Origin of the sequence: Cellulomonas sp. ACRRI (assembly GCF_022346185.1) — a bacterium.
Lineage (GTDB): Bacteria > Actinomycetota > Actinomycetes > Actinomycetales > Cellulomonadaceae > Cellulomonas.
On record NZ_JAKRMS010000001.1, the window covers coordinates 62,595 to 76,600 of the forward strand.

General features: G+C 77.3%; 18 protein-coding genes and 1 tRNA gene. 10 read left to right on the top strand and 9 right to left on the bottom strand.

Annotated elements, in window-relative coordinates; translation table 11 throughout:
- The first annotated feature begins 3 nt into the window (after positions 1 to 3).
- The 4 genes from MHY85_RS00300 (at position 4) to MHY85_RS00315 (ending at position 3,028) form a co-directional block, all read left to right on the top strand.
- Positions 4 to 699 carry a GntR family transcriptional regulator gene (locus tag MHY85_RS00300; protein WP_239191658.1) on the top strand — a complete coding sequence of 232 codons (696 nt, stop codon included), beginning with the start codon at positions 4 to 6 and terminating at the stop codon, positions 697 to 699.
- Positions 696 to 1,973, top strand: coding sequence for an MFS transporter (locus MHY85_RS00305; protein WP_239191660.1), 1,278 nt, complete (start codon positions 696 to 698; stop codon positions 1,971 to 1,973). Before MHY85_RS00300 ends, MHY85_RS00305 begins: the two co-directional genes overlap by 4 nt.
- 48 nt (positions 1,974 to 2,021) lie before the next feature.
- A tRNA-Pro gene (locus tag MHY85_RS00310) sits at positions 2,022 to 2,095 on the top strand.
- 141 nt (positions 2,096 to 2,236) lie between these two features.
- Positions 2,237 to 3,028: a cyclopropane-fatty-acyl-phospholipid synthase family protein gene (locus MHY85_RS00315; RefSeq protein ID WP_239191662.1), complete on the top strand. Its 792-nt coding sequence runs from the start codon at positions 2,237 to 2,239 to the stop codon at positions 3,026 to 3,028.
- A 19-nt stretch (positions 3,029 to 3,047) separates the two neighbouring features.
- Here MHY85_RS00315 and MHY85_RS00320 read toward each other — a convergent pair whose 3' ends face one another.
- On the bottom strand, positions 3,048 to 3,455 hold the full coding sequence (locus MHY85_RS00320; RefSeq protein ID WP_239191665.1) for a YkvA family protein: 408 nt from the start codon (positions 3,453 to 3,455) through the stop codon (positions 3,048 to 3,050).
- Between the two features lie 9 nt (positions 3,456 to 3,464).
- Positions 3,465 to 5,645 carry an RNA polymerase recycling motor ATPase HelR gene (helR, locus tag MHY85_RS00325; RefSeq protein ID WP_239191667.1) on the bottom strand — a complete coding sequence of 727 codons (2,181 nt, stop codon included), beginning with the start codon at positions 5,643 to 5,645 and terminating at the stop codon, positions 3,465 to 3,467.
- Between the two features lie 138 nt (positions 5,646 to 5,783).
- On the opposite strand from helR, the gene MHY85_RS00330 reads away from it, so the two are divergent.
- Together MHY85_RS00330 and MHY85_RS00335 are read left to right on the top strand one after the other, a co-directional pair.
- Positions 5,784 to 6,326, top strand: coding sequence for an adenylyl-sulfate kinase (locus tag MHY85_RS00330; RefSeq protein ID WP_239191670.1), 543 nt, complete (start codon positions 5,784 to 5,786; stop codon positions 6,324 to 6,326).
- A gap of 103 nt (positions 6,327 to 6,429) precedes the next feature.
- A complete protein-coding gene (locus MHY85_RS00335; RefSeq protein ID WP_239191673.1) occupies positions 6,430 to 6,648 on the top strand; it encodes a DUF2945 domain-containing protein in 219 nt (72 codons plus the stop codon).
- Between the two features lie 13 nt (positions 6,649 to 6,661).
- Here MHY85_RS00335 and MHY85_RS00340 read toward each other — a convergent pair whose 3' ends face one another.
- Positions 6,662 to 6,901: a hypothetical protein gene (locus MHY85_RS00340; protein WP_239191675.1), complete on the bottom strand. Its 240-nt coding sequence runs from the start codon at positions 6,899 to 6,901 to the stop codon at positions 6,662 to 6,664.
- Between the two features lie 333 nt (positions 6,902 to 7,234).
- Here MHY85_RS00340 and MHY85_RS00345 point away from each other — a divergent pair, with 333 nt between their 5' ends.
- A complete protein-coding gene (locus tag MHY85_RS00345) occupies positions 7,235 to 7,585 on the top strand; it encodes a hypothetical protein (RefSeq protein WP_239191677.1) in 351 nt (116 codons plus the stop codon).
- A gap of 268 nt (positions 7,586 to 7,853) precedes the next feature.
- Here MHY85_RS00345 and MHY85_RS00350 read toward each other — a convergent pair whose 3' ends face one another.
- From MHY85_RS00350 to MHY85_RS00365, 4 genes are all read right to left on the bottom strand, one after another.
- Positions 7,854 to 8,234: an HNH endonuclease gene (locus MHY85_RS00350; protein ID WP_239191679.1), complete on the bottom strand. Its 381-nt coding sequence runs from the start codon at positions 8,232 to 8,234 to the stop codon at positions 7,854 to 7,856.
- A 226-nt stretch (positions 8,235 to 8,460) separates the two neighbouring features.
- The gene (locus MHY85_RS00355; protein WP_239191681.1) at positions 8,461 to 9,087 is read right to left on the bottom strand and encodes a dihydrofolate reductase family protein; all 627 of its coding nucleotides are present in this window, start codon (positions 9,085 to 9,087) and stop codon (positions 8,461 to 8,463) included.
- Positions 9,088 to 9,313: 226 nt separating this feature from the next.
- The gene (locus MHY85_RS00360; RefSeq protein ID WP_239191683.1) at positions 9,314 to 10,300 is read right to left on the bottom strand and encodes a hypothetical protein; all 987 of its coding nucleotides are present in this window, start codon (positions 10,298 to 10,300) and stop codon (positions 9,314 to 9,316) included.
- On the bottom strand, positions 10,297 to 10,956 hold the full coding sequence (locus tag MHY85_RS00365; RefSeq protein WP_239191686.1) for a SigE family RNA polymerase sigma factor: 660 nt from the start codon (positions 10,954 to 10,956) through the stop codon (positions 10,297 to 10,299). The genes MHY85_RS00360 and MHY85_RS00365 overlap by 4 nt, the downstream gene beginning before the upstream one ends.
- Before the next feature lie 79 nt (positions 10,957 to 11,035).
- Here MHY85_RS00365 and MHY85_RS00370 point away from each other — a divergent pair, with 79 nt between their 5' ends.
- Entirely contained in the window at positions 11,036 to 11,578 is a 543-nt protein-coding gene (locus tag MHY85_RS00370; protein WP_239191689.1) for a DapH/DapD/GlmU-related protein, read from the top strand.
- Between the two features lie 12 nt (positions 11,579 to 11,590).
- Here MHY85_RS00370 and MHY85_RS00375 read toward each other — a convergent pair whose 3' ends face one another.
- Positions 11,591 to 11,881 carry a helix-turn-helix transcriptional regulator gene (locus MHY85_RS00375; RefSeq protein WP_239191691.1) on the bottom strand — a complete coding sequence of 97 codons (291 nt, stop codon included), beginning with the start codon at positions 11,879 to 11,881 and terminating at the stop codon, positions 11,591 to 11,593.
- 68 nt (positions 11,882 to 11,949) lie between these two features.
- Here MHY85_RS00375 and map point away from each other — a divergent pair, with 68 nt between their 5' ends.
- Positions 11,950 to 12,717 carry a type I methionyl aminopeptidase gene (gene map, locus MHY85_RS00380; protein ID WP_239191975.1) on the top strand — a complete coding sequence of 256 codons (768 nt, stop codon included), beginning with the start codon at positions 11,950 to 11,952 and terminating at the stop codon, positions 12,715 to 12,717.
- Positions 12,718 to 12,764: 47 nt separating this feature from the next.
- Positions 12,765 to 13,277 (top strand): MarR family winged helix-turn-helix transcriptional regulator, encoded by a 513-nt coding sequence (locus tag MHY85_RS00385; protein WP_239191694.1) that lies wholly within the window; start codon positions 12,765 to 12,767, stop codon positions 13,275 to 13,277.
- A 124-nt stretch (positions 13,278 to 13,401) separates the two neighbouring features.
- On the opposite strand, the gene MHY85_RS00390 is transcribed toward MHY85_RS00385, so the two are convergent.
- On the bottom strand, positions 13,402 to 13,959 hold the full coding sequence (locus tag MHY85_RS00390) for a DinB family protein (protein ID WP_308191283.1): 558 nt from the start codon (positions 13,957 to 13,959) through the stop codon (positions 13,402 to 13,404).
- Positions 13,960 to 14,006: the final 47 nt, after the last annotated feature.

Consider the following 14,006-nt stretch of genomic DNA (forward strand, 5'->3'; position numbering starts at 1 on the left):
CCCATGAAGTCGCTCGCCGCACCCGCCGCCCCGCCGGCCGCCGAGTCCGCCTACCGGCACGTCAAGGACGCGCTGCTGTCCGGCCGGCTGCCCGCGGGGGAGATGCTCAGCGAGGGCGACGTCGCCGCCGAGCTCGCGATGAGCCGCACGCCGGTGCGCGAGGCTTTCCTCCGCCTGGCCTCCGAGGGCTGGCTCCGGCTGTTCCCCAAGCGCGGCGCCCTGGTGGTCCCGGTGGCGCCGGGGGAGGCCGAGGCGGTCGTCGACGCGCGGCTGCTGCTGGAGTCGCACGCCGTCGACGTCGTGGTGCGGTCCGCGCCCGCCCGGGAGGCGCTCGCCGCCGGGCTGCGCGACCTGGTCGCGCGGCAGCGCGAGTCCGTCGCCGCGGGGGACCTGGACGCCTACGCCGAGCACGACGCCGCCTTCCACCTCGCGATCGTCGCGGCCGGCGGGAACGACCTGCTCACCGGCTTCTCGGTCACCCTGCGGGAGCGGCAGCGCCGGATGGTCGCGCTGTCGGTGGGCGCGTCGGGGGAGCGCGCGCCCGGCTTCGTCGAGGGCCACGAGGCGCTGGTGGCGGCGATCGAGGCCGGCGACGCGGCGGCGTTCCGCGAGCGGCTCCACGGGCACCTGCACGGGGCGCACCTGCACGGGGCGCACCTGCACGGCGCGCACCCGGACCGGGACGGCGGCGCGCGGTGACGGCGACGGACCTCGACGGCCCGGCGACGACCGCGACCCAGGGTGCCGCCCCCGCGACGAGCCCCGGCCCGCGCGCCTGGCTCCGCGTCGGTGCGCTCATGTTCGCCGTGGCCTGGGGCGGCAACGAGTTCACCCCGCTGCTGGTCATGTACCGCGAGGTGAGCCACCTGTCCGCGCTCACCGTGAACGTCCTGCTCGGGGCCTACGTGCTCGGCATCGTCCCGGCGCTGCTGATCGGCGGCCCCCTGTCCGACCGGTACGGCCGGCGGCCCCTGCTGCTGCCCGCGGCGCCGCTCGGCATCGTCGGCTCGCTCGTCCTCGCGCTCGGTCCGGCCTCGGTGCCGGCCCTGGCGGCGGGGCGGGTCCTGTCGGGACTCGCACTCGGGCTCGTGATGGCCGTCGGCACCACCTGGGTCGCGGAGCTGTGCGCGGCGACCGGGTCCCCGCAGGCGGGCGCCCGCCGGGCGTCGCTCGCGCTCACCCTCGGCTTCCTGCTCGGCGCGGGCGTGGCCGGCGCGCTCGCGCAGTGGGGCCCGTGGCGCACGGGCACGCCGTACCTCCTGCACGCCGTGGTGACCGTGGTCGCGGGACTGGCGGTGCTCGCGGTCCCGGAGACGCACGCGGCCCGCCCGGCCGGCGCCCGGGGCCGGCTCCGGGACGACCTGCGCGTCCCGGCCGTCGGGCACCGCCGGTTCCTCCGGGTGGTGCTGCCGCTGGCACCCTGGGTGTTCGGCGCGGTGGGCTCGGCGTACGCGGTGCTGCCCGGGCTGATGCGCGAGCACGCCGGCGGGGTGCCGATCGCGTTCTCCGCGCTGCTGACGGTCGTCACGCTCGCCGTGGGCTTCGCGGTGCAGTCCGTGGCCCGGCTGATCGACACCCGGCACAGCGCGAGGGCGTCCGTCGTGGCGCTGGCGATCCTCGTCGCCGGGATGGCGCTGGCCGCGTGGGCGGCGGCGACGCTCGTGCTGCCGGTGGTGCTGCTCGCCGCGGCGGTGCTGGGCGCCGGCTACGGGCTGGCCCTGGTCGCGGGCCTGTCGGAGGTGCAGCGGATCGCCACCCCGGACGACCTCGCCGGGCTGACCGCGGTGTACTACTCGGCCGCGTACCTCGGGTTCTTCGTGCCGGCGGTGCTCGCCTGGCTGTCGACGCGGTGGGCGTACCCGCAGATGTTCCTCGCCGGGCTGGGCGTCGCCGCGGTCTGCCTGGTGGTGGTCGCCACCGCGTGGCGCGCCCACCTGCCGGCGGGGGACGGCGGGACCGTCCGGATACGGTAGAGTTTCCGAGGCTCCTGCGGGGGCCGCCGAGGTCCCCGCGGGGACCATCGGGCTGTGGCGCAGCTTGGTAGCGCACTTGACTGGGGGTCAAGGGGTCGCAGGTTCAAATCCTGTCAGCCCGACGTGGAAGCCCTGGTGGGAGAGATCCCACCAGGGCTTCGTCGTGTCACCGGGGCGCAAATCCGTTGCTCTCCTCGCCCGGTCCCGGTCGGATGGTCACCGGCGGGCCGCACCGGCCGCCGACCGCCGTGCAGCGAGGACCGATGACGACGAACGACACCGACCACGACCGAGCGGTCCGGGACATCCCGCGCATCTTCGCGGTCCGTGAGAGCGCGCACCGCATCCACAACCCGTTCACCCCGCAGAAGTACGCCACCTTGGGCGAGGCGCTCCGCCTGCCGCCCGGCACGACCGCGCTGGACCTGGGGAGCGGGTCGGGGGAGATGCTGTGCACCTGGGCGCGGGACCACGACCTGACGGGCACGGGCGTGGACCTCAGCGAGACGTTCACGCGGCAGGCCCGGGCGCGGGCGCACGAGCTCGGCGTCGCCGACCGCGTGCGGTTCGTGCACGGGGACGCGGCGGGGTACGTCGGCCCGGAGCCGGTCGACCTGGCCGCCTGCGTGGGTGCCACCTGGATCGGCGGCGGCGTCCCCGGCACGGTCGAGCTGCTCGCCCGCAGCCTGCGGCCCGGCGGCACGATGCTGATCGGCGAGCCCTACTGGCGTCGGGTGCCGGGCGATCAGCGCACCGCGCAGGCGTGCGGGGCGACCCACGTCGACGACTTCCGGCCGCTGCCCGACCTGCTCGCCCAGCTCGGTTCCCTCGGGTACGACGTGGTCGAGATGGTGCTGGCCGACCAGGACAGCTGGGACCGCTACCAGGCGGCGCAGTGGCTCACCATGCGGCGGTGGCTCGACCTGAACCCGGGCGACGAGCTCGCCGGGGCGGTCCGTGAGGAGCTCGCGACGGGACCCGAGCAGTACGCGCGCACCACCCGCGAGCACGTCGGCTGGGGCGTCTTCGCGCTGCGCGCGCGCACCGCCGGCTGACCGGCGGGCGACCGCGGTGTCAGCCCGGCAGCCGCGCCAGCCGCAGCAGCGCCGCCAGCGCCTCGGGCGACCCGGGCCAGTGCCGGGCCAGCGCCTCCCGGCCGGCGCGCCGCACGACGGACCGCAGCACCAGGGCGACGACGATCGCGTCGTCGGCCCAGCCGAGCACCGGGATCACGTCCGGCACCAGGTCGAACGGCAGCGCCAGGTAGCCGAGCAGCAGCCACAGCCGGACCCGCACCCCGCGCGGGAGCGTCCGGTCTCCCGCCAGCCGGCGCACCAGCCGCACCACGTCGGGGAGCAGGCGGAGCAGCTCGCGCAGCCGGACCTCGTCGGGGCGGGTCGCCCACAGCGCGGCGACGAGCGCGAGCCACAGCAGCAGGACGCCCGCGGCGACGCCGACCAGCGTCCAGGCCCAGTCCGGCACGACGCCCCCTCAGCCGCGGGGGCCGGTCAGCACGACCAGCCGCTGGGTGGCCCGGGTCATCGCCACGTACCGGTCGACCGCCCCGGTGACCCCGTCGCCCCAGAGCCCCGGGTCCACCAGCACCACCAGGTCGAACTCGAGCCCCTTCGCCCCGGTGGGTGACAGCGACCGGACACGCGGAGCCCCGGGGACCTCGCGGTCGGCGCCGATCACGCACGCGACCCCCTCCGGGTGCTCGGCGAGCCAGGACGTCAGCAGCCCGTCGAGGTCCGCGACCGGACCATGCGCGACCGGGACACCGGTGCTGCGGACGGAGGTCGGCACGTTCGCGTCGGGCAGCGCGGCGCGGATCACCGGCTCGGCCGCGGCCATCACCTCGACGGGCGTGCGGTAGTTGATCGTGAGCGACGCCACCGTGGGCGCGCCGAGGCCGACCCGCCCCAGGCGGTCCGCCCACGACTCGGGGAAACCGCTCCGGGCCTGCGCCCGGTCGCCCACGACGGTGAGGCTCCGCGACGGCGACCGGCGCAGCAGCATCTGCCACTGCGCGTCCGTGAGCTCCTGGGCCTCGTCGACGACCACGTGCGCGAACGGGCCGGCGAGGCGGTCGGTCTCGGTGCGGGCGTCCTCGGGGTCGCCGAGCAGCGCGTGCTCCAGGTCCGCGCCGCGCAGCATGTCGAGCATCCCCTCCTGCTCGCCCTCGTGGTCGGCGGCGATCAGGTCGTCGGCGACCCGCGACCGGTACTCCCGCTCGGCCGCCGCCTCGGCCTCGCGGCGGTGCCGGCGGCGGGACGCCCCCGGGTCGCCGAGGCGCTGCCGGGCCGCGTCGAGCAGGGGCAGGTCCGCGTCGGTCCACGCACGGGGGTCCGCGCGCTGGAGCAGCCGCACCTGCTCGGGCGTCAGCCAGGGGGCGCAGAGCCGCAGGTAGGCCGGGACCGACCACAGGTCGGCGACGACCTCGGCGGCGTCGAGCACGGGCCACGCCCGGTCGAGCGCTGCGCTCAGGTCGCCGTCGCGCTGCAGGGTGCGGCGGAGCAGGTCGGCGGGGACCTCCTCGTCCTCCTCCCGTGCCTTCTCGGTCAGCAGGTCCAGCAGCGCCTCCCGGATCACGTCCCGGGCCTCGTTGTGCGGGGTGCCGGGGTCGGGGGCGCCGAACGCCTCGGCCCAGTCGTCGGGGCCGAGCCACAGGTCGGCCCACGGGGTCTCGACCAGCAGCCCCTCGGTCGGCGGGCGCTCCGAGAACCGCACCGCCGGCTCGATCGCGCGGACCATCTCGAGGGTGCCCTTGAGCCGGGCGACCTCGGGGTCGTTCTCCGGGACGGCCGCCGCGCCCTCGGGGACCAGGTCGCGCAGCACGCAGGTGCGGGCGCCGTCCTCGCCCAGGTTCGGCAGCACGTCCGCGACGTAGTCGAGGTACGGGCGGCTCGGGCCGACCACCAGCACGCCGCCGCGGCGCGGCTCCACCAGCGGGTCGGCGTACAGCAGGTAGGCGGCGCGGTGCAGGGCGACCACCGTCTTGCCGGTGCCCGGGCCGCCGTCGACGACCAGGGTGCCGCGGGACCCCGCGCGCACGACCGCGTCCTGGTCGGCCCGGATGGTGCCCAGGACGTCCCGCATCCGCGCGGTGCGAGTGGCGCCGAGGCTCGCGATGAAGGCGGACTCGTCGTCCAGCGCGGCGCGTGCCGCGGCGCCCACCGGCCCGTCGGCGGTGAACACCTCGTCCCAGTAGTCGGTGACCCGTCCGCCGGTCCACCGGTAGCGGCGGCGCGCCGCCAGGCCCAGCGGCCGCGCGCGGGTCGCGCCGAAGAACGGCTCGGCGGCGGGCGAGCGCCAGTCGACCAGCAGCCGGCGGCCGTCGGCGTCCGTCAGCCCGAGCCGGCCGACGTACACCGGCTCGCCGCCGTCGTCGGGCGTGATCCGGCCCAGGCACAGGTCCAGCCCGAACCGGCGCAGCGCACGCAGCCGCGCCGACAGCCGACGCACCTCGGCGTCGCGGTCCAGCGTCTCCTGCCCGCGGCCCGCCGGCCGCCGGCGCACGCCGTCGAGCCGCTCCGCCAGGTCGGCGGTCGTCGCGTCGAGAGCCTCGGCGATCGCGACGAACCGGCGCTCGTCGTCGGCGATGAGGGCGGGGGCGGCCTTGGCGGCCAGCCGGTCGGGCAGGGCGAAGGCGGAGGCGGCGGTCGCGGTCATCGGGCTCCTCGGGCGCAGGGGTGGTGCGCCGAGGATTCTGGGCCCGGGTGGGGGCCTTGCGGCAAGACCCCCACCGCGCTATACGTTGAGAGTGCCGGAGGAGGCCGCGCACCGCGCCGCCTCCCGTAGCGTGGGGTCGTGACCGTCGCACCGGCGCCCGCTCCCGCCGCCCTCCTGCTGACCGGCACCGTCGGCGCGGGCAAGAGCACCACCGCCGACCACGTGGGCGAGCTGCTCGCGGAGCACGGCGTCCCGCACGCGGTGGTCGACCTGGACGAGCTGCGCCGGTCCTGGCCGGCCCCGCCGGGCGACCCGTTCCAGCAGGACCTGGAGCTGGAGAACCTCCGCGCGGTCGCCGCGGTGTACCGGCGGCGGGGCGCGAGACGGCTCGTCCTCGCGGGCGTGCTCGAGGACGACGAGTCGCGGGGGGCCTACGCCGCCGCGGTGGGGATGCCGCTGACCGTGTGCCGGCTCCGGCTCCCCGTCCCGGCCGTGCGCGACCGGCTCGACGTGCGGCACGCCGGCCACGCGTCGGTGCTCGCGTGGCACCGGCACCGCGCGGGCGAGCTGCACGCGATCCTCGAGGCCGCGCGGGTCGAGGACCACCTGGTCGACGTCGAGGGGCTCGCGCCGGCGGAGGTGGCCGCGGCGGTGCTGCGGGCGGTCGGCTGGGTCGGGTAGCGGGTCGCGGCGCGGCACCCCGCGCCCCGCCCGCCGCGCCGCGCCCCGCCGCGTGTGGTCGACTGGCCCGACGCGCACGTCAGCCGCACCGGAGGACCGCAGCATGGCCGAACCGCTCCACGTCGGGGACCGGGTGTCCTGGAACACGTCCCAGGGCCGCACGCGGGGTCGGGTCGTCGAGCGGCGGACCGCGGACTTCCAGCACGACGGCCAGACGTTCACCGCGTCCGACGACGAGCCCGCGTACCTGGTCGAGTCCGAGAGGACGGGGGCGCGCGCCGCGCACAAGCGCTCGGCGCTGCGCCGGCTCGCGTCCGGCTGACGCGCCGCCGGCGTCAGCGCGAGGACAGCACCTGGGCGAGCCCGACCCCGGACCTGCCGGGGTACTCGACCCACACCGTGTAGTCGCGGCCGGCGGCCTGGTCGCCGACCCAGCGCTGGACGGCGGGCAGGTCCGGCGCGGCGAAGATCCGGAACTCCTCGGTCGCCCCGTACGCGCCGACGAAGTCGACCCGGTAGGTCGGGCGGTCGTCGACCTCGACGGCGAACCGGGGGTCGGTGTGCTCGGTGCGCATCGCGTCTCCTCACGACGGGGGTCGCGGCCGGCGCCGGGTGCCCGGGCGCGGTCGGCCACGGGCGGCGCCGTCGCCGCCCGTTCCCGATGCTGCTCCCCGCGGGCGGCGCGTGGGCGGGCCGTTCGTCACCCCGGGGTGTGCGGTGCGTCACACCGCGCCGCGCGGCGGGGGCGGCCGGGCCCGCGGCGGGCGCGGGTCGGGGCTGTGTGACGCCGGCGCGTCCGACCACCCGCGACCCGCACAGGATCCGCACAGGCTCCCGGCCCGCCGTGCCGGGGCACCGCCTACGGTCGTGGAAGCCGCCGCGGGGGCGGCGGACCGGGGGAGGGTGCGGTGCGCGCAGGCAGGGACGTGCTGGTCGGAGCGGTCGCCGGGGCGGTGCTGCTCGCGGTCGCGGGGTGCGCCCCGGGCGCGGACATCGAGATCGCGAACCAGGCCGACGACGACGTGACCGTCCGGCTCGGCGACGAGGAGCGCACCGAGGTGGGCGACGGCGGCGGCGCGCTGCTCCTGGACGTCACGGAGTGCTACGGCCCGCCGCTCGTGGTCACCTACGCCGACGCGCGGGAGGTCGTGGTCGACGACGACCTGTGCCCGGGCGACCTGCTCCGCGTGACGCAGGACCACGTCGACCTCGTGCGCGCGGCCGACCGGGCGGCGTCCGGCGACGGCGCGCACGGGTAGCGCGCGACGGACGCCGGCGCACCCCGCGCCGGCACGACCCGGCGGGGGGACGCCGTGCTGCTGACCGGTGACGCCCGCCCAGAGGCGCGCGAGCCCGTGCTGCTCGACGCCGGCGGGCGCCCGGCGGTTCCGGGCGCCCGCCGCGACGCGCGCCGAGGGGGCATCCGACACGTCCAGGGGGTCGCCGGCGGATGCTCGCTCGACGTGTCGGCTGCCCGCTCGGCGCTGACCGCGAGGCGGGGCGCGCGGGCGCGCCGCGCGGACGCGGTCAGCGCCGCAGGCGGCGCAGCTGCGCCGCGACGTACGACCGGGCCCGACGCTGGCCACCGCGCTCGGCGATCGCCGCGGCGACGGCGTCGAGAGAACGGGCGACCGCGTCGGCGTCCGGGTCCCAGCCGCGGCGTGCGCACTCCTCCAGCCACTCGACGACGCCGCGGTGACCGCGCTCGGCGTTGCACCGGCGGCACGCGGGCACCTCGTTCTCGAGCCAGGACGGCCCGCCCTTGGACCGCGGAACGAGGTGCTCGCGCGTCGGCGGGACGAGCGGGCCGAACGCCCGCCCGCACCAGACGCACCGGGCGCCGTCCCGTTCGACGGCGAGGCGCAGCCGCTCCGCGCGCGGAGCACGTCGGGGGCCGGTGGTGGGCATGCGGCCGACGCTACGTCGGGCGCGGCGCACCGGCGCGCGCGTCAGCCCCGTGGCGGCGGAGCGACGACGCCGCGCAGCGCGCGCCCGCATTCGCCGATCCGGCCCTGCGAACCGTCGTCGCCGTGGTCCCGGACCTCCGGACCGCACGGCACGTCGGGCACCGCGCCGCCGGGCACGCTGCCGTCCGGCGGGCGCGTGACCACCGGCGGGCGCCGCCTCCGCGGCGTCAGGCGTCCGGGTGCCGTCCCGTCCCGGCGGACGCCGGCCGCCCGGCGGGCTCGTAGGTCTGCACCGTCACGCCGCCCGGCGTCGTCGTGGACGACACCAGCGTCAGGCGCAGGTACGGCCCGTCCTGGGGGAACAGCCGTTCCCCCTGCCCGACCACGACCGGGTAGACCAGCAGCCTCATGCGGTCGACCAGGCCGTGCGCCAGCAGCCAGCGGACCAGGGCACCGCTCCCGGGCACGAGCAGGTCGCCGTCGCCCGTCGACCGGAGCCGGCCCACCGCCTCGGCCAGGTCGCCCGCGAGCACCGTCGTGCCGGGCCACGCCGGGTGGGTCAGCGTGCGGGACGCGACGTACCTCGGCCTGTCGTGCAGCGCGGCCGCGACCGGGTGCGACGCGGGGTCCGGGAACGTGCCCCAGTACCCCGCGAAGATCTCGTACGTGCGCCGCCCGAGCAGGAACGCCGCCGCGTCGTCGTACTCCGCCGCGACCAGGTCGCCGACCGCGGGGTCTCCCGAGCCGAGCGCCCATCCGCCGCGCGTGAACCCGCCCCGGGGGTCCTCGTCGGCGGAGCCCATGCCCTGCAGCACGCCGTCGAGCGAGACGTGCGTCGTCGTCGTCAACCGCATCGCGGGACCTCCTCGTCCGGTCGTGGGACCGAGCGTAGGCACGCGCACCCGCCCGCCGGGGACCGTGGGCGTCAGCGGCACGCCCCGAGCGTCGCCGGCAGGTCCTCGTGCAGCTCGAACCAGACCGGTGCGCGGGGTCGCGGTCGAGGCCGTCGATCGACGCCGGACCGTCGCGCCCCCTGTTCGTGCACCAGCTCCGGCTCGCCGCGGGCGCCCCGTGCCGGCGCTAGGGGATCTCGGGGTGCGCCGCGAGGTACGCCTCCGCCTCGGCCACCGCCGCCCGCTGGTGGGCCAGCCGCGCCTCCAGCTCATCGCGGAACGTCACCAGCACCGGTGCCTGGGCCGCGGCCCGGGCGTCCGCCATGCGCTGCACGAAGTCGACCGCCGTCTTGCACTGCACGTCCGTCACGGCGAGCGCGACGGAGTCCCGGTCCCACCGGCTCAGCGACGCCCCGGCGACGGTGTAGCCGCTGTCGCCGCCGGCGGGCTCGAGCCCGTGCTCGGCGAGGCACGCCGTCCAGTCCGCGACGGCTGCGCGGGTCGCCTCGGATGCCTGCGCCGCCTCCCACGCGGTCCCGAGGGCGGCGGCGAGCTCATCGCTGCCGTCGACCTCCGGGCTCATCGCTCGCACGGCCGCCGACTTTCCGCAGGCCTCCCAGACGGTCTGCGGCACGTCGGCGTCGACCGCACCGGCGGGGCGCCCGCCCTCGGGCGGCACCGCGTAGCCGTACTCCTGTGCCTCGCCGAGGTCCCAGACGCCGAACGTGCGGTCGCTGTGCGGGTCGCCCGGGACGGCCGTCTCCCACGCGATCTCCCGGCCCACCTCGACCTCGGCGCAGCGCTTCATCTCCCAGGCCCGCGCGCGCCCGACGACGGCCCACTCGTCCTCGGTCAGGTCGTACCGGGCCAGCGGGAAGGTGATCGTGCCGGCCACGGGGTCGACCTCGGCGTGCAGGTCCGCCTCCGTCAGGGTCGGAGCGGGGGAGGAGGTGCCCGCGGGCTGGAGCTCGTGGGGTGCGGTGTCGAGCGCGCGCACCCCGGACCAGGCGCCCGCGACGGCCAGGGCCGTCACGGCGAGCGCGGCGCCACCGCGGGCCAGGCGCCGCCGCCGGCCGCCGCGCACGACCGCGGCGAGGTCGACGGACATCGCGGGCGCCTCGGCGTCGGCGCGGGCGCGGAGCCGGCGGGCGAGGTCGTCGTCGGGGGTGCTCATCGGTGGCTCCCGTCCCGGGCGGCGCCCGCGTCGGTGTCGTCGGTGTCATCGGGGGCGAGGACGGCGCGGAGCGCGGCCATCGCCCGGGAGGCGGTCGACTTCACGGTCCCGGCGCTCACGCCGAGGTCCTCGGCCACCTCGGCCTCGGACAGGTCGAGGAAGTGCCGCAGGACCACGACGCGGCGCTGCCGCGGGGTCAGGGTCGCGAGCGCCCGGACGAGCTGGTCCCGGTCGCCGGTGCGGTCTCCCGCCGGCCGGCCGTGCAGCGGCGTGCTGTCGGGGCCGACGTCCTCGGGCGGCACCAGCACCTCGCGCCGCCGGCGGCGCCAGTGGTCGACGCGCAGGTTGGCCAGGACGCGGCGGGTGTACCCGAGCGGGTCGCGCTGCCGGACGTGCCCCCACCGGCTGTAGGTCCGCACGAGCGCCTGCTGCACGAGCTCCTCGGCCTGGTGCCGGTCGCCGCAGAGCAGCCAGGCGGTGCGGAGCAGGTCGCCCTGGTGGAGCCGGACGAACTCGGTGAACTGGCGGTCGCGGTCGACCGCGACGGGGGCGACCTCGTCGGCACCGGGCGGGTCGATCGCCGTCCGGGCGGGTGGCGCGTGCCCGGCTGCCTCGAACCTCTCGCGCAGGAAGTCCACGCCGTCCGCGCTGCTCATGGTGGTCACACCGTAGAAGACGCAGCGGCGCGCGGATGGGTTGCGTCGGCCGCCGGGCGCCGCGCGGGAGGATCGTCGCATGGCCGGCGACCTCCTCCTGCGGATCCACAGCCCCGAGTTCCGCGCGATGTCCGAGCGGGTGCTGCGGGCCACCGAGCTGACCTCGCGGCTGAACGTCCTGCCGTTCGACGACGAGGCGGGGCGCTCCGCGCTCCTGGAGCGGATCCTGGGCCGTCCGCTGCCCGACGGCGTGACGATCTACCCGCCGTTCTTCACCGACCACGGCCTGAACCTCGACCTCGGCGACCGGGTGTTCATCAACCAGAACTGCACGTTCCTCGACTACGCGGGCATCCGGCTCGGTCCGCGGGTGCTGGTGGCGCCGAAGGCCACGTTCGTCACGGTCGGGCACCCCGTGGACACCGAGGACCGCCGCGTCTGGCTCACCGGCGGACCGATCGACGTCGGCGAGAACGTCTGGATCGGCGCCGGCGCGACGATCCTGCCCGGGGTGACGATCGGCCGGGACTCGGTCGTCGCGGCGGGCGCCGTGGTCGCCGAGGACGTGCCGGAGCGGAGCCTCGTCACGGGCAGCAAGGCGGCCGTGCGACGGACCTGGTGACGCCGGGGCCCGTCAGGACGCGACGCGCACGCCGCCGGCCCCGGTGAGCGCCGGGGCCTCCGCCCGCCGGATCTCCGCCCAGAGGTCGTCCAGCGAGAGCCCCAGCACCTCGGCGACGGCCGCGACGGTCGGGAACGCGGGGGTCGCGACGCGCCCGGACTCGATCTTGCGGAGCGTCTCGGGGGAGACGCCGGCGTCCAGCGCGACCGCCAGCACGGTGCGCGCACCGCGCGCCCGCCGCAGCAGGGCGCCGAGCCGGCGGCCGCGCTCGACGTCGTCGGGGGTGAGCGGGAGCCTGACCATGCCCGGGATTCTAGTACCGGGATAGCATGGCCGGGATAGTTATCCGCACGGCGCTGGAAGGCCGCACGATGATCGAGATCCTGAACCCCGCCGAGCTGGACCGCGCCCGCGCGACCGGCGCCCTCGTGGCGTCGATCCTGCGCACGATGCAGGAACGCAGCACCGTCGGGACGAACCTGCTGGAAATCGACCGGTGGACCCGGGCGATGATCGCGGACGCCGGGGCGGAGTCCTGCTACGTCGACTACGCGCCGTCGTTCGGCCGCGGGCCGTTCGGGCACTACATCTGCACCTCGGTCAACGACGCCGTGCTGCACGGCAAGCCGCACGACTACGTGCTCGCCGACGGCGACCTGCTGACCCTCGACCTGGCGGTATCGCTCGACGGGATCGTCGCGGACTCCGCGGTGAGCTTCGTGGTCGGGAGGTCCCGGCCCGCGGAGAGCCTGGCGCTGATCGACGCCACCGAGCGTGCGCTGGCCGCCGGGATCGCCGCCGCCGGCCCGGGCGCCCGCGTCGGGGACCTGTCGCACGCGATCGGGACCGTGCTCACCGAGGCCGGGTACACGGTGAACACCGAGTTCGGCGGGCACGGCGTCGGGTCGACGATGCACCAGGACCCGCACATCGCGAACACGGGCCGGGCCGGGCGCGGCTACACCCTGCGGCCGGGGCTGCTGCTCGCGATCGAGCCGTGGGTCATGGCGGACACCGACGAGCTGGTCACGGACGCCGACGGCTGGACGCTGCGCAGCGCGACGGGCGCGCGGACGGCGCACAGCGAGCACACGGTGGCGATCACCGAGGACGGGGTGGAGGTCCTCACGCTGCGCTGACCCGCGACGCCGGCGCCTGCGAATTCGAAGCACCTAGGATGGGGCGCATGACCGACGCCGCCCAGCCGTCCCTCGACCCCGTGGAGCTCGGCGCGTACTTCGCGCTCATCGAGGTGAGCAGCCTGCTGCGGCACACCGTCGAGCAGCAGCTGCAGGAGGCGGGCGGGCTGAGCTACGTCCAGTTCCAGCTGCTCGCGACGCTCGGGGACGCGCCGGAGGGCAGCCGGCGCATGACGGACCTGGCCGACGGCGTCGTGTACAGCCGCAGCGGTCTGACCTACCAGGCGGGCCTGCTGGAGAAGGCGGGGCTCGTGACGCGCGCGCCGGCCCCCGACGACGAGCGCGGCGTCACGGTGACGATCACGGACGCCGGGCGCGGCGTGCTCGCCCGGGTGTTCCCGGGGCACATCGGCGTGGTGCGGGACCTGCTGGTCGAGCCGCTGCCGCGCGAGGACGTCGAGGCGCTCGCGCGGGTGCTCGGCACGGTCCGGGACCACCTGCGGGCGAACCCGCCGCGGTCGGCGGCGCCGCGCCGCCGCGGCCGGGCGGCGCGGGGGTGACGAGGTCGCCCGGCCCGCCGACCCCGGCGAGCGCCCACCGGACCGGTCGCCGTGGAGGTGGCCGGAGGGCGCGGCCTCGCGGCGCGGTCCGGGACGTGCGCCCCGGGGCCGCTCGGCGCGCGCGTCACTGCCCGACGCGGCCGTCGACGCACTCCCGCAGCAGGTCCGCGTGCCCGCAGTGCCGCGCGTACTCCTCGATCCGGTGCACCTGCAGCTCGCGGACGGCGATCCCGTCGGCACCCAGGCGCTCGCCCAGGTCCGGGTGCCGGGCGACGACGGCGTCGGTCGCGGCCTGCTCCCGCGCCAGGTCGGCGAACGCCGCGGACACCTGGTCGGGGTCGGCCGCGGCGTCCTCGAAGGCCGCGTCTCCCGCGCCGTAGAGCCGGGCCGGCGGGTCGCCGGGGGTGATCCACCCGCGCCAGTCCCGCTCGACCTCGGCCAGGTGCCGGACGAGCCCGAGCAGCGACAGGGTGGAGGGCGGCACCGACCGCCGGGCGAGCTGCTCGGGGTCCAGGTCCTCGCACTTCATGAGCAGCGTCGCGCGGTACCGGCCCAGGTAGTCGAGGAGCGTCGGCAGCTCGCCGTCCGGGCTGACGCCCTCGCTGTTCCGCGGGTCGTCCGCGGGGTCGACCCACATGTCGGGGTACACCGTCGCCCTGGTCCACCGGGTGGGCTGGTCCATGCGGCCCATGGTCGCCCCGCGGTCGTCCCGGCGGCCACCGGATTCCG